Raw genomic sequence first — 14,886 nt, forward strand, 5'->3', positions numbered from 1 at the left:
CTCCTTGTGCCGATTCCGAAAATGATAGCGGCAGGTCTTCACCTGCCGCCATTTCCGAAAAATTACAGCGTTTGAGCCGATTCGGATGTAGGAAAGGTCGGCGCGATTAGGAGGAAATTAAACCGATTTTCAACGCTTGCGCAGAATCACGCTACCGATCGAATAGCCTGCACCGAACGAACTCAACACCGCCAGCGAACCGGCAGCCAGATCATCCTGATACTTGTGGAAAGCAATCACCGAACCCGCCGAGCTGGTGTTGGCGTAGGTGTCGAGAATCACCGGGGCTTCTTCTTCAGTGGCTTCGCGACCCAGCAACTTGCGCACGATCAGGTGGTTCATGCTCAAGTTGGCCTGGTGCAGCCAGAAGCGCTTCACGTCGCCGACGTTAAGCTGGTTCTCTTGCAGATGTTCGCCGATCAGCTCGGCAACCATCGGGCAGACATCCTTGAACACCTTGCGGCCTTCCTGCACGAACAGTTTGTCGCGGGCACCAATGCCCTCTTCCGCCGCGCGGTTGAGGAAACCGAAATTGTTGCGGATGTTGTTGGAGAACTTGGTCAGCAGCTTGGTGCTGACCACGTCGAACTGGTGTTTGGACGTCGCGGTCTCAGCGCGCTCGATGATCACTGCAGTCGCGGCATCGCCAAAGATGAAGTGGCTGTCGCGGTCACGGAAGTTCAGGTGACCGGTGCAGACTTCCGGGTTGACCATCAGGATCGCCCGGGCCTGGCCCAGCTGCACGCTGTTGGCAGCAGCCTGGATGCCGAAAGTCGCCGAGGAACAGGCCACGTTCATGTCGAAACCGAAACCCTGAATGCCCAGAGCTTCCTGGACTTCGATGGCGATGGCCGGGTAGGCGCGCTGCAGGTTGGAACAGGCAACGATGACGCCGTCGATGTCGGCAGCAGTTTTGCCGGCACGTTGCAGGGCCTGTTCGGCAGCGCCGATGGCCATCTGGCAAAGCACCGACCATTCGTCGTTGGAACGCTCCGGCAGACGCGGGGCCATGCGTTGCGGATCGAGGATGCCGTCCTTGTCCATGACAAAGCGGCTCTTGATGCCTGAAGCTTTTTCGATGAACGCGGCGCTGGATTCGGTCAGGGCCTGGACCTCGCCGCTGGCAATGGCCTCGGCGTTGTCGGCGTTGAACTGGGCGACGTAGGTATTGAAAGACTGCACCAGCTCTTCATTGGAGATGCTGTTGGCCGGGGTGTACAGGCCGGTGCCGCTGATGACGACGTTATGCATGGTCGTTTCTCTAATCTGTTCAGGCAGAAAGTGCTGGAACCGTCGTACCAACACACAAAGGGTCTATTCCCATCCGGGGGACGCAAACCTGGCATCGCTTTATTCCGTCGCGCGAACCGGCCGAAGGCTCTGGGTCGCGAAACCGGCGTTTATGGTCGCGAAGTTTGCCATAAACGCGGGGTTTTGGCGCCTTTCTCAAGATCAACACGGATGATCGTTCCCACGCTCCTGCGTGGGAATGCAGCCGGTGACGCTCCGCGTCACTGGACGCGGAGCGTCCCCAGAGGCATTCCCACGCAGAGCGAGGGAACGATCAGCGTTACGGTTCGACCTGGCTCCACTGCTTGTTCAGGCGTTTGTCGGAGATCGGAACTTTCGTCCCCAACTGCTGGGCGAACAGCGACACCCGGTATTCCTCCAGCCACCAGCGATACAGCTCAAGCTGCGGATCGCGTTTGCCTTCCTGGGCATGTTTCGCCGCGCGGGTCTGGTATTGCCCCCAGAGGCCGGCAAGTTCGCCGCTCCAGACCCGATCCTTCTGCACCTGCGCGCCGAGCTTTTCGAAACGCTGCTCGACCGCTTTCAGGTAACGCGGCAAATCCTTAAGCCACTGCATCGGCGTTTCGCGGACAAACCCCGGATACACCAGATTGTTGATTTGCTGCTTGATGTCATTGAGCGCCACGGCCTGGGCCAGATCGATCTTGCCCTTGAAGCGCTTTTGCAGGCCGTGCCAGAGCTTGAGAATCTCCAGGGTCAACCGGGCCACGCGCTCGGCGTGCTCGGTCCAGTTGCCGCGTTTACGCTCGGCCAGTGCCGCCAAACCAGCGCCGTCGCGGGGCAACGGGTCTTCGCCTTCGAGAATGCAGCTGTCGAGGCTCGCCAGCAGAATGTCTTCGACCAGCGCATCAACCCGGCCCAACTCGCGATAGAGCAGGCCCAGCTCAGTCTGCCCCGGCAACTTGCCACGCAGGAACTTGGCCGGTTCCGCAAGTTGCTGCATCAACAACCGCTGCAAGGCGCGACGATGCTGGAATTCGGCTTCGGCCGGGGTCGAGAAGCGCCCCTCCTTGACCGTGCCGCCCTCTTCAACCAGCGCCGGATATACCGTCATCGACAGCCCGGCGATCTTCTGTTGAGTCTTTTCTGCCACCGGGGCGAAGACCTTGGCCTCCACCGGTTGCTGACTTTTCGCACTCTGCGGCACCGCCAGCGCGGCCTGACTGGCTTCGGCAAACCGTGCGGTCAGCTCGGCCAGATCGCGACCTTCGCCGAGGAATTTGCCTTGGCCGTCGACAATTTCCAGGTTCATCCGCAGATGCCCCTCGACGCCTTGCTCGGCTTCGGCCCACGCCTCGTCGCTGACCCGCGCGCCAGTCATGCGCAGCAGTTCGCGACCGAGCGCTTGCGGCAACGAACCCTCGGCAAAGGTCATGCGTTGCAGCGCAGCTTTGATGAAGTCCGGCACCGGCACGAAGTTCTTGCGCAGGGCCTTCGGCAGGTTGCGCACAAGGGCGATGCACTTGGCCTCGATCAGCCCCGGCACCAGCCATTCCAGGCGTTCCGGTGGCAGCATCGGCAACAGCGGGGCCGGCACGCGCAGAGTCACGCCGTCGCGCGGATGATTGGGCTCGAAGTGATAAGTCAGCGCCAGTTCCAGATCGCCGATGTGCAGCGTGTCCGGGTAATCCCGCGCGGTGACTTCACTGGCTTCGCGGGCCAGCACGTCTTCTTCGCGCATGATCAACAACTGCGGATTCTTCTGGCTGTTGATGCGGTACCAACTGTCGAAGGTCGCGGTATGGTGAATCTCCGCCGGCAACCGCGCGTCGTAGAACGCGTACAGGGTTTCTTCATCGGCGAGAATGTCGCGACGACGGGCTTTTGCTTCCAGTTCGTCGAGCTGTTCAAGCAACTGTTGGTTGGCGGTCAGGCACTTGGCTTTCGATTGAATTTCGCCACGCACCAGACCTTCACGGATAAACAATTCGCGAGAAACCACCGGATCCACCGGGCCGTAATGCACCGGCCGGCGGCCGACCACGATCAGCCCGAACAGAGTGATCTGCTCGTAGGCCACGACCTGGCCGCGCTTCTTTTCCCAATGCGGTTCGAAGTGGTTTTTCTTGATCAGGTGCCCGGCCAACGGCTCGATCCAGTCGGCGTCGATCTTGGCGACCATGCGTGCATAAAGCTTGGTGGTTTCCACCAGCTCAGCGGTCATCAGCCATTGCGGTCGCTTCTTGCCGATGCCCGACGACGGGTGAATCCAGAAACGTCGCTGACGCGCGCCGAGGTAATCCCCATCCTCGGTTTTCTGACCGATCTGGCTGAGCAAGCCGACCAGCACCGCTTTGTGCAGTTTCGGGTAATCCGCCGGCTCTTTGTTGAGGCTCAGCTGCATGTCGCGGCAGATCAGGCTCAACTGCCGATGCGAGTCGCGCCACTCGCGCAGACGCAGGTAATTGAGGAAATTCTTCCGGCACCAGTTGCGCAACGGACTGGCAGTCAGCGCCTGGCGCTGCTCTTCAAAACCGCGCCACAGATTCACTAAACCGGCGAAGTCCGAGTCGGTGTCTTTCCATTGCGCGTGGGCCTGATCGGCAGCTTGCTGACGCTCCGGCGGACGCTCGCGCGGGTCCTGAATCGACATTGCACTGGCGACGATCAGCACTTCCTGCAAACTGCCGAGCTTGGCCGCTTCAAGCAGCATGCGGCCCATGCGCGGGTCGACCGGCAAACGCGCCAACTGTCGACCGAGCGGCGTCAGCTGACTGTTGCGGTCAACCGCCGAGAGTTCTTGCAGCAGGTTGAAACCGTCGCTGATCGCCTTGCCATCCGGCGGCTCGATAAACGGGAACGCGGTGATCTCGCCGAGACGCAGATGCAGCATCTGCAGAATCACGGCAGCGAGGTTGGTGCGCAGAATCTCTGGATCGGTGAATTCCGGGCGCCCGTTAAAATCTTCTTCGCTGTACAGCCGAATACAAATGCCCGGCTCAACCCGCCCGCAACGACCTTTACGCTGGTTGGCGCTGGCCTGGGAAATCGCTTCGATCGGCAGACGCTGGACCTTGGCGCGATAGCTGTAGCGGCTGATGCGCGCGGTGCCGCTGTCGATCACGTAACGGATGCCCGGCACGGTCAGCGAAGTCTCGGCAACGTTGGTTGCCAGCACCACGCGACGGCCCGGGTGCGACTGGAAAATCCGCTGTTGTTCGGCCGGCGACAAGCGCGCGTACAACGGCAGGATTTCAGTGTGTTTGATCTGCGCCTTGCGCAGCATGTCGGCAGCGTCGCGAATCTCGCGCTCGCCGGGCAGGAACACCAGCACGTCACCGGGGCTGCGACGCTCGCTGCGCTCGTAAGCGGCGATTTCATCAAGGGTCGCGAGAATCGCCTGATCCACCGTCAGGTCGTCTTCGACGCGGTTGCCCTCTTCGTCCTGCTCCAGCGTCAACGGACGATACCAGGTGTCTACCGGGAAGGTACGACCGGAGACTTCAACAATCGGCGCATCATCGAAATGCTTGGAGAAGCGCTCCAGATCGATGGTCGCCGAAGTAATGATGACTTTCAGGTCCGGGCGACGCGGCAGCAGGGTTTTCAGGTAGCCGAGCAGGAAGTCGATGTTGAGGCTGCGTTCGTGGGCTTCGTCGACGATGATCGTGTCGTAGCGTTCGAGGTAGCGATCGTTCTGGGTTTCCGCCAGCAGAATACCGTCGGTCATCAGCTTGATCAGGGTGTTGGAATCGCTTTGATCCTCGAAACGCACCTGATAGCCGACCAGCGCACCGAGCGGCGTAGCGAGTTCTTCGGCGACCCGGCTGGCGACGCTGCGCGCAGCGATTCGACGCGGTTGGGTGTGGCCGATCAGACCGTGCTGACCGCGACCGATTTCCAGACAGATTTTTGGCAACTGGGTGGTTTTACCCGAGCCGGTTTCGCCGGCGATGATCAGCACTTGATGCTTTTCCAGCGCCTTCTTGATCTCGTCGCGCTTGGCCGCAATCGGCAAACTGTCGTCGTAACGAATCACCGGCAGGCTAGCGCGGCGGGCCAGCACCTGATCACAGGACGCCTGCATGCGCGTCACCCACTGGGCCAGTTTGGCCTCGTCGGGTTTCTTGCGCAGCTCAAGCAACTGCCGCCGCAGCCGGTGACGGTCGGCGAGCATGGCGTGATCGAGGTTCTTCAGCAGTTTGTCGATGGAGGGCGATTCGTCGGTCATCGGGTAGGCAATTCGGTCGTCTATTTATGCAGGGGGCGGATTGTCGCAGATTTGGCGGATTTGTGGCGTGTCTGGGGGATTGCGGCCCTCACCCTAGCCCTCTCCCAAAGGGAGAGGGGACCGATTGGGGGATATTCCAGAGGTCCATCGACCTGAAAGAAATTTACCGATTCCATAATCGCCAAGGCCTTTCACGTAGGCGTTCGACTTGAGGCACCTCGGCAGGCCCCCTCTCGCTCCGGGGGAGGGCTGGGGTGAGGGTGTTTTTTTAAAAGAGCTACTCGTTGTCGAGGCCTTTGCGCCGATACGGGAAAACATCAATGACCTTCCCCGCCCGAATCGCCTCTTGCAGGCTCTTCCAGTAATCCGCGTTATACAGCTCGCCATGCAACTGATCGAACAACTTGCGCTGCCCCGAATCGGCGAACAGAAACGGCGGAAACTCCTCAGGAAAGACATCCAGCGGCCCGATCGAATACCACGGCTCCGACGCCATTTCATCCTCCGGTGTGCGCGGTTGCGGGATGTGGCGGAAGTTGGCTTCGGTCAGGAAGCAGATTTCGTCGTAGTCGTAGAACACCACGCGCCCGTGGCGAGTGACGCCGAAGTTCTTCAGCAACATGTCACCGGGAAAGATGTTCGCCGCCGCCAGTTGCTTGATCGCCAGGCCGTAATCCTCCAGCGCCTCACGCACCTGCGCATCGTTGGCGTTTTCCAGATAGAGGTTGAGCGGGGTCATCCGCCGCTCGGTCCAGCAGTGACGGATCAACACCGTGTCGCCCTCGACCGACACCGTCGACGGCGCCACCTCCAGCAGCTCCTCCAGGCACGCCGGATCAAACTTGCTCAACGGAAAACGGAAATCGGCGAACTCCTGGGTATCGGCCATGCGCCCTACCCGGTCGACGCTTTTCACCAGTCGGTACTTCTCGATCACCGTGGCGCGGTCGACGTTTTTCGACGGCGAAAAACGGTCCTTGATGATCTTGAACACGGTGTTGAAGCCCGGCAGCGTAAACACGCTCATGACCATGCCGCGCACGCCCGGCGCCATGATGAACTGATCATCGGTGTTGGCCAGGTGATTGATCAGCGCGCGGTAAAACTCGGACTTGCCGTGCTTGTAGAAGCCGATTGAGGTGTACAACTCGGCAATGTGCTTGCCCGGCAGAATGCGTCGCAGGAAGCCGATGAACTCCGCCGGCACCGGTACATCGACCATGAAATACGAACGGGTGAACGAGAAGATGATCGATACATCAGCTTCGTCGGTGATCAACGCGTCGATCTGAATCCCGCGCCCTTCCCGGTGCAGCAGCGGAATCACCAGCGGCCACTGTTCGTCGCGGGTGTAGATGCGTCCGACCAGATACGCGCCCTTGTTACGGTACAGCACCGAGGAAAACAGCTCGACGCTGAGTTCCGGGTCCTTGCACACCCAGTCCGGCAGGTTCTCGCGCAGTTGCGCTTCGAGGCGGCGTAGGTCACCCGGCAGATCGGCGTAATCCTCGCTGAAACGGTAATCGGCAAAAATACTCGCGAGCATCCCCGACAACTGCCCCTGCGGTTTGTAGGTGCGGGTTTGCGCGGCGCGGGCTCGGCGCAGGCTCGGGCGGGTGGTGTGAATGAACATGCAGCCGTCGCTGATCAGGTCGTGGCTGAACAGCCCGCAGAAAATCGAGTTGTACCAGGTCTCGGACAACTCATCATCGAAGCGCAGGTCGATGACGCTGATGTAGGCACTTTTCACCAGCGGCCAGCAGCTGACGTTCATCAGCGTTTCATCATCGAAGTATTCGCGCAGGCGAGCGATGGTTTCGCCGACCTTTTCTTCGTAGAGATTGATCCGTGCCGCCGACGCCGTTTGCGTCTCCTGCCAGCGCGCCTGCTCGAAACGCTCCCGGGCGCCGTCGGTGATTCGCCGGAAATGCTCGCGGTAATCGTCAAAGCCATCGAGGATCATGCGGGCGATATCGGTGGCGGGCCATTGCTGCGGCATAGATAAGACCTCTGCGTGCATGGGAAATCTGTGCTGAGCTTAGCCACGCAAGCGTGTGCGCGTGAAGTGCAATTTCGGCCAATTCTGCGTCGGGGTTGTACAACGGCACAGTTTTCAGCAAAGTTTTTTTAATCGACCGTTCGGTCAGTTAATCGCCTGAGCGGTTCTTCATGTCGCCCCGCGCCAGCCCGCGAATTCGCTGGGTTTCGGCTCCAATACTGACCAGACGCGTCTAGCTCGTTGCTTTGCTGCGCAGGCGTTTACCGACAGCGACGCTTCCAGATTGGTCTTACCAAAATAGTGGCGCTTTGATATACAGCCCGCCATTACCCCCTTCATAACAAGATCCTCGCTGACGAGGACGACCTCCCCCCCTCAAAGATCAAGGAGCACACTGATGTCTATCCGGAATCTGCGCATAGGTTTGCGCGCCAGTTTGAGCTTTGCCGTTTTGGCCGGTCTGCTGGTGGTGGTCGGCCTGTTCGGGCTGGGCCAGATGAAAACCCTGCGCGAGAGTGCAGCAGTGATTGAAGAATCATGGATGCCAAGCATCGAGAACATCCATGTCGCGGCGGCGAACATCGCCAGCATTCGCCTCGAATCGTTGCGCCTGATCACCAGCACCCAACCTGCCGTGCGCGACAGAAGCAAAGGCATCATCAAAGCGCAGCGCGAAGAATTGCTCAAACGCCTCGCCGATCACAAAACCCTGCTCTCCAGCGAAGAAGAACGAGTGATGCTCGACGGCTTGAATGCCAACACGGCCAAGTACATGAACATCCTCGAACAGATCATCGGCCAGATCGACGCCGGGCAAAGTGAACAGGCCTACACGCAGCTTAACAATGAACTGGCGCCACAGGGAACGCTGCTCGACAAGGCCCTGGAGCAGATGATCTCGTTCAATCAGCAAGGCGCCAATACCGCCGCCGCTGCCGCCGCAACGATATATCTACGGGCATTGTGGATCGTCGCGACCATCATCGTGGTTGCCCTGATTGCCACGCTGCTATTGGCCTGGCAGTTGACGCGTAGTATTACCACCCCGATCAATCAGGCGCTGAATGTCGCAAGGCGCATTGCTGCCGGTAATCTCAGCGGACAGATCGTCAGCACTGGTAAAGATGAGGCTGCAGATCTGCTCGACGCCTTGGCCGAGATGCAGGGCAATCTGCGCTCGACTATTCGCGGCATCAGCGAATCGGCACAGCAACTGGCTTCCGCGGCCGAGGAAATGAGTTCGGTGATGGAGCAAAGCACTCGCGGCCTGCAACAGCAGAACGATCAGATCGAACAAGCCGCCACCGCAGTCACGGAGATGAGCACCGCGGTGGACGAAGTCGCGGCCAACGCGGTGTCCAGCGCCGAGGCGTCCGCCGCGTCGAACGAGGACAGCAAGCACGGCCATGTGCAGGTCAGCGAAACCATCAGTTCGATTCAGGAACTGGTCGATGCGGTACTCGGTGCTTCCGAACAAGCCGAAGGCCTGGCCACGCAGGCACAGGACATCAGCAAAGTGCTGGAAGTGATTCGCGGGATTGCCGGACAGACCAACCTGCTGGCGCTCAATGCGGCGATCGAAGCGGCCCGCGCCGGTGAAGCCGGGCGCGGCTTTGCGGTGGTCGCCGATGAAGTGCGTTCGCTGGCACAACGCACGCAGAACTCCACTGAGGAAATCGAGCTGATGATCAGCAGCATCCAGCAAGGCACAGGCGCTACCGTGGGCGCATTGCAAAGCAGCGCCGAGCAGGCGGGTCAGACGCTGCGCCGGGCCAACAGCGCAGGTCAGGCGCTGGAGAAAATCACCGCGTCGATCTCGCAGATCAACCAGCGCAATCTGGTGATCGCCAGTGCAGCCGAGCAACAGGCCTTGGTCGCTCGCGAAGTCGATCAGAATCTGGTGACCATCCGCGACCTCTCGACCCAGACCGCCGCTGGCGCCACCCAGACCTCGGCCGCAAGCCAGGAGCTGTCGCGTCTGGCCGTCGACTTGAACGGCCTGGTCACACGCTTTGTGATCTGAACGAACAGTTGCATGCCCGATTAGCGGTTGCCTTCGGCAGGGCGCTCGGCAACACTCTCGTCCCGATCAAGGAAGGAGACCCGCCGTGAGCCCTGTCGATATTTTCCGTATGTTGTCGCTGGCGGCCATCTGGGGCGCGAGTTTTCTGTTCATGCGCATTATTGCACCGGTGGTCGGCACGATCCCGACCGGATTCTTTCGCGTGTCGATTGCGGCCGTCGGCCTGCTGGTGATCCTTGGGCTGATGCGCGTGCGCTGGGACTTCAAAGGCAAACTGAAAACCGTGATGCTGCTGGGCGTGATCAACTCGGGGATTCCGGCGACGCTGTATTCGGTCGCGGCCCAGGTGTTACCGGCCGGTTATTCGGCGATCTTCAACGCCACCACGCCGCTCATGGGCGTGCTGATTGGCGGGTTGTTCTTCAGTGAAAAACTCACCGCAGCCAAACTAGGCGGGGTGTTCCTCGGCTTGTTCGGCGTTGGCGTGCTGACCCGCGCCGGTCCCGTGGCGTTCGATCTGCAATTGTTGATGGGCGCCCTCGCCTGTTTGCTGGCGACCACTTGTTATGGTTTTGCCGGTTTCCTCGCACGGCGCTGGCTGGATCAGGCTGGTGGTCTGGACAGTCGCCTGTCGGCGCTGGGCAGCATGCTCGGTGCGACGTTGTTTCTGTTGCCGTTGTTTGGATATAGCGTGATCACCGCACCGCCGGCCAGTTGGGGCGGCTGGAATGTCTGGCTGTCGCTGTTGGGCCTGGGTCTTGGCTGCACGGCGTTTGCCTACATCATCTACTTCCGCCTGCTCAGTTCGATCGGGCCGGTGAAGTCGATGACCGTGACCTTCATGATTCCGCCATTCGGCGTGCTGTGGGGGGCGTTGCTGCTGGATGAGCCGTTGTCGATGGCGCATATCTACGGCGGGGTGTTGATTGCGTTGGCGTTGTGGCTGGTGTTGAAGCCGGCGGTGGTGAAACCGGCTGAGGCGCCGGCCCGATAAATTTGTGCGGTGCCGAAAAGGCCATCGCGAGCAGGCTCACTCCTACAATTGGAATGCGTTCCTCTGTAGGAGTGAGCCTGCTTGCGATCGGCGGCCTAAAAGCCGCCACCTGACGATCTGTTAGCTGGTTTTACGGAACACAAACGCCAGACCGACAATGATCAACAGCATCCCCAGCACACTCAACGCCGCCAGGCGATTGCCGAAAATCAGATAGTCCATCACTGCCGTCACCGCCGGCACCAGGTAGAACAGACTGGTGACATTGACCAGATTGCCCCGCGCGATCAACCGATACAGCAACAGCGTCGCCAGCACCGACACCACCAGCCCCATCCACAACACCGGCACGATAAAACCTGTGCTGTGCTCAAAGTGGAACGGCTGGAACGGCACGAAAATCCCGCATAACAACAGACCGGCCAAGTACTGCACCGGCAGCGTACCGAGAGGATTGTCGGTGATGCGTTTCTGCATGATCGAGCCCAGCGTCATGCTCGTCAGCGCCAGCAGACCAAACAGCATCCCCGCCCAGGACATCCCGGCCAGACCGATGCCTTGGTAAACCACCATGATCAGCCCCGCCAACCCCAAGGCCAGACCAAACATCCGGCTCGCCGAGCGCTGCCGCTCCATCAACACCACGGTGAGAATCGGCTGCACACCCATGATGGTCGCCATCACCCCCGGGGTGACTTTGGTGTTGAGCGCCAGTAGATAGAAAATCTGATAGGCCCCCAACAACACCACACCCGTGGCAATCGCAAACAACATCGGCCGGCCGCCCTTGGGCAACTTCAACTTGAGCAACGGCGCCAGCAGCACGAGCCCGCACAAGGCAATCACAAAGCGAATCAGCAGAAAGGCAAACGGCGAAGCGTGGGCCAGGCCCCATTTGGAGAAGATCGCGCCGCTGCTCCACAGCAGAACGAACAGGCTCGTGGACGCGGCCGCGAGCGCGGATTTTTTCGACAGGACAAACATGATTACCACCTGTAGTCAGGCAAGAAGCCAACTCAGCCGAAGCTGAAATTCAGTAGGTTTTTCTGGCGGGCGCAGGGGTCAGCAGAAACTGCCGATCAGCCCGAAACGCCAACGCCCGGCGGTGATACGACTGCGCACACCGGCGTGCTACTGACAGGTGGGGGGTAATGACTGATCTGCTTGGGCTGCTGATTCCCGCACGGCACGACGCCAGCGTTGACCGCTGAATCGACTACCGCGTTGATGAGGGATGCAGGCATTTGCGCAGATCTTTTTTGAAGGGTTGGAGGGTGAGGCATACGACTCACGTGCGCCGACTATAACCAGCGTGGGACATGGATTGCAATGATTTGGGCAAAGGGCCGGCAGGGACAGTTGGCCGCGAGGTGAATAGGCTGGATTGCAATTGCGACACCCAACCATCGAGGACAAGGAATGCACAGGATCACATGCCAAGGGAACGGACGTATTTGCGCTACCAGTTTTACAAATCACAGGCTAGGAAACAGGCTGGGGTTACTTTCGCAAAACTGCACAGAGACTTGTTGCTGCAAGGGATAGTGGATGTTGATCACTCCAGAGTTCGTTTCGAAGCAATCGATGCTCAAGCGCTGAGTGCCTATGAAGAATGGTTTGATCCTCATTTCTCTTGGCAAGATGTTGTCAGGTGGAAGGCCAAAGAACCACTTAGCTTCGATTTAGCAATCTGGTTTGATCAGGAGTTATGCGGACTTTGCTTTGCAAACCCTAATCAGAGCCGGTTGCGAGTGAAAATTGTGCGCCTGGAAGGAAAGCCCGATGACGATTACCCTCTCAAAAGCCGAGTAGCAACATTTGCTTTGACCACCGTGACTCACTTCGCGCGAATCATCGGCAGTACCCAAATTGAAATTCAGGAACCTCTCCCTGGAGTGATATCCCTGTACCGGCAACTGGGTTTCGAATTCGATTCGGAGGGCAGGCTTGTGAAGCTAATTTGGTAAGACGAGTATCGGACAACTGCTCATTTAATGATCAATGCCGGAGGCACCATGAAGGCTGCCGTTGAAAAAAAGGCGCCAGGCGCCAGATCGATAAAAGCTGATAGAAAACGCTCTTCCGCAAAGTTATCTGAACGGGAGTTGCACCGAATCAGAGAAGCATTGGTGAATCCAGCCGCGGAAGAGCCAGGAGGCGTCCTCGCTGGCGCCTCATTCACCTTCTCTTCATAAAAAAACCGCTCACAAGGAGCGGTTTTTCTACAATATCCAGCCTCAACCAAACAGCCAATACCCCAACAACGTCAATACCACCACCGCCAGCACCGGACGCATCACGCGGTAGGCTTTCGGATGACGGCGTTTCCACTGTTTGACCACGCCACTGAACTTGTCGCTGAAGTTCTTGCTCCAGGCGTAGGCCTGGTTGATCCCGCCGACGCGTTCATCATCAAGGTTCTGCGGTGCAGTGGCACGGCCGAGCCAGGCGCTGATGGAGCGGTTGATGCGGGTCATGAGGCGGTTGCTCAGCGGACGCTCGACGTCGCAGAACAGGATGACGCGGGTCTGGTCGGTTTCATTCTTGACCCAATGCACGTAGGTCTCGTCGAACATTACGTCTTCACCGTCACGCCAGGCATAAACCTGACCATCAACAAAGATCCGGCAATCGTCGGAGTTCGGCGTCGACAAGCCGAGGTGATAACGCAGCGAGCCGGCGAACGGATCGCGGTGCGGGTTCAAGTGGCTGCCACCCGGCAACAGCGCAAACATCGCGCCTTTGACGTTGGGAATCGCACTGACCAGCGCCACGGTTTTCGGGCACAGGGTTTCGGCCGATGGCAGCGGTTTGTCGTACCACTTGAGGTAGAAACGCTTCCAGCCCTTCTTGAAGAACGAGCCGAAACCGGCGTCGTTGTTCTTTTCTGCCGCGCGAATATAACCCTCGTCGAACAGGTGCATGGCCTCGTCGCGAATGGTTTCCCAATTGTCGCGCAGCACGTCCAGCTCCGGAAATTTGCTGCGATCCAGGTACGGCTTGGACGGCACACCGGAGAACAGGTACATCAGGGCGTTGTACGGAGCAAACAGCGCCGAGTGGTTGACGAACTGGCGCAGAACCGGCAAACGCGCCTTGCCGCGCAAATGCACATAGAGGATGCTGCCCACGAACAGCAGCAGCACCAATACCTTGGCGGCTAACGAAAAGGTCATCAACGACTCCTTGAATAAAGACAACGCTGCGCAATGCCCTTTACCCGGCATGGCAGCCGGCCATGATAAACACTACCGGCGCCGGGCAAAACCCGCCTTACACAAGATTCAGTGTTAAGAATTGCGCAACAAAGCATTTATTAGCATAACGATCCTGAACCCCGGCTGATCTGAATCAACTGGATTACTGCTGAGTCTCCTGCTCAGTGAACAGATCGCTGAACAGCATGCTCGACAGATAACGCTCGCCGGAGTCGGGCAGAATCACGACGATAGTCTTGCCCTGCATCTCCGGCGTCTCTGCCAGTCTCACCGCTACCGCCATTGCGGCACCGCAGGAGATGCCGCATAGAATCCCCTCTTCCTGCATCAAGCGCAGCGCCATGGCCTTGGACTCTTCGTCGGTGACCTGCTCGACCCGGTCGACCATCGACAGATCCAGGTTCTTCGGCACAAAACCGGCACCGATCCCCTGAATCTTGTGCGGGCTCGGTTTGATCTCTTCACCGGCCAACGCTTGGGTGATTACTGGCGATGACATCGGCTCCACGGCCACCGACAGAATCGGTTTGCCCTGGGTATTCTTGATATACCGCGAAACGCCGGTGATGGTTCCGCCAGTGCCGACGCCCGCGACCAGTACATCCACAGCACCATCGGTGTCGTTCCAGATTTCCGGACCCGTGGTTTTTTCGTGAATCGCCGGGTTGGCCGGATTATCGAACTGCGATGGCATGAAGTACTTGTCAGCATCGCTGGCAACGATTTCGGCCGCCTTCTCGATTGCGCCTTTCATGCCCTTGCCCGGCTCGGTCAAGACCAGTTCGGCGCCCAGAGCCTTGAGGACTTTACGGCGTTCGATGCTCATCGAAGCCGGCATGGTCAGCATCAATTTATAACCACGGGCAGCAGCAACAAATGCCAGGCCAATGCCCGTGTTGCCCGACGTCGGTTCGACAATGGTCATGCCCGGCTTCAGTTTGCCGCTGCTTTCGGCGTCCCAGATCATATTGGCGCCGATCCGGCACTTGACCGAATAACCGGGGTTGCGCCCCTCGATCTTGGCCAGAATGGTCACGCCACGCGGTGCGATGCGGTTGATCTGCACCAGCGGCGTATTACCGATGGAATGGGCGTTGTCAGCAAAAATACGGCTCATGGCTGGGTCCTTATGCAGCGTTGAATTCAGCCTTCCAAGGTATGCCTGTTGCC

General features: G+C 59.1%; 10 protein-coding genes. 3 read left to right on the plus strand and 7 right to left on the minus strand.

From position 1 onward, the window contains the following. Window positions 1-129: 129 nt before the first annotated feature. The 3 genes from CKW14_RS15115 to aceK form a co-directional block, all read right to left on the minus strand. Window positions 130-1,251 (minus strand): beta-ketoacyl-ACP synthase III, encoded by a 1,122-nt coding sequence (locus tag CKW14_RS15115; protein ID WP_095049275.1) that lies wholly within the window; start codon window positions 1,249-1,251, stop codon window positions 130-132. 319 nt (window positions 1,252-1,570) lie between these two features. Then, window positions 1,571-5,482 (minus strand): ATP-dependent RNA helicase HrpA, encoded by a 3,912-nt coding sequence (gene hrpA, locus CKW14_RS15120; protein WP_095125561.1) that lies wholly within the window; start codon window positions 5,480-5,482, stop codon window positions 1,571-1,573. Between the two features lie 277 nt (window positions 5,483-5,759). Continuing rightward, window positions 5,760-7,481, minus strand: coding sequence for a bifunctional isocitrate dehydrogenase kinase/phosphatase (gene aceK, locus CKW14_RS15125; RefSeq protein ID WP_095125562.1), 1,722 nt, complete (start codon window positions 7,479-7,481; stop codon window positions 5,760-5,762). A 397-nt stretch (window positions 7,482-7,878) separates the two neighbouring features. On the opposite strand from aceK, the gene CKW14_RS15130 reads away from it, so the two are divergent. Next, window positions 7,879-9,504, plus strand: a complete 1,626-nt coding sequence (locus tag CKW14_RS15130) for a methyl-accepting chemotaxis protein (RefSeq protein WP_095125563.1) — start codon at window positions 7,879-7,881, stop codon at window positions 9,502-9,504. An 85-nt stretch (window positions 9,505-9,589) separates the two neighbouring features. Beyond that, a complete protein-coding gene (locus tag CKW14_RS15135) occupies window positions 9,590-10,498 on the plus strand; it encodes a DMT family transporter (protein ID WP_095049271.1) in 909 nt (302 codons plus the stop codon). Between the two features lie 120 nt (window positions 10,499-10,618). On the opposite strand, the gene CKW14_RS15140 is transcribed toward CKW14_RS15135, so the two are convergent. Both CKW14_RS15140 and CKW14_RS29960 read right to left on the minus strand, forming a co-directional pair. Next, window positions 10,619-11,482 carry a DMT family transporter gene (locus tag CKW14_RS15140; protein WP_095125564.1) on the minus strand — a complete coding sequence of 288 codons (864 nt, stop codon included), beginning with the start codon at window positions 11,480-11,482 and terminating at the stop codon, window positions 10,619-10,621. Window positions 11,483-11,577: 95 nt separating this feature from the next. Further along, window positions 11,578-11,742, minus strand: coding sequence for a hypothetical protein (locus CKW14_RS29960; RefSeq protein ID WP_162835961.1), 165 nt, complete (start codon window positions 11,740-11,742; stop codon window positions 11,578-11,580). A gap of 189 nt (window positions 11,743-11,931) precedes the next feature. On the opposite strand from CKW14_RS29960, the gene CKW14_RS15145 reads away from it, so the two are divergent. Beyond that, window positions 11,932-12,465: a hypothetical protein gene (locus CKW14_RS15145; protein WP_095125565.1), complete on the plus strand. Its 534-nt coding sequence runs from the start codon at window positions 11,932-11,934 to the stop codon at window positions 12,463-12,465. A 270-nt stretch (window positions 12,466-12,735) separates the two neighbouring features. Here the strand turns inward: CKW14_RS15145 and CKW14_RS15150 are convergent, their stop codons facing one another. Further along, a complete protein-coding gene (locus tag CKW14_RS15150; protein WP_093438167.1) occupies window positions 12,736-13,674 on the minus strand; it encodes an aspartyl/asparaginyl beta-hydroxylase domain-containing protein in 939 nt (312 codons plus the stop codon). A gap of 184 nt (window positions 13,675-13,858) precedes the next feature. Further along, a complete protein-coding gene (cysK, locus tag CKW14_RS15155) occupies window positions 13,859-14,833 on the minus strand; it encodes a cysteine synthase A (RefSeq protein WP_095125566.1) in 975 nt (324 codons plus the stop codon). Window positions 14,834-14,886 lie beyond the last annotated feature (53 nt).

The sequence above is a fragment of the Pseudomonas sp. Irchel s3a12 genome, from assembly GCF_900187485.1.
GTDB classification, from domain to species: domain Bacteria; phylum Pseudomonadota; class Gammaproteobacteria; order Pseudomonadales; family Pseudomonadaceae; genus Aquipseudomonas; species Aquipseudomonas neuropathica.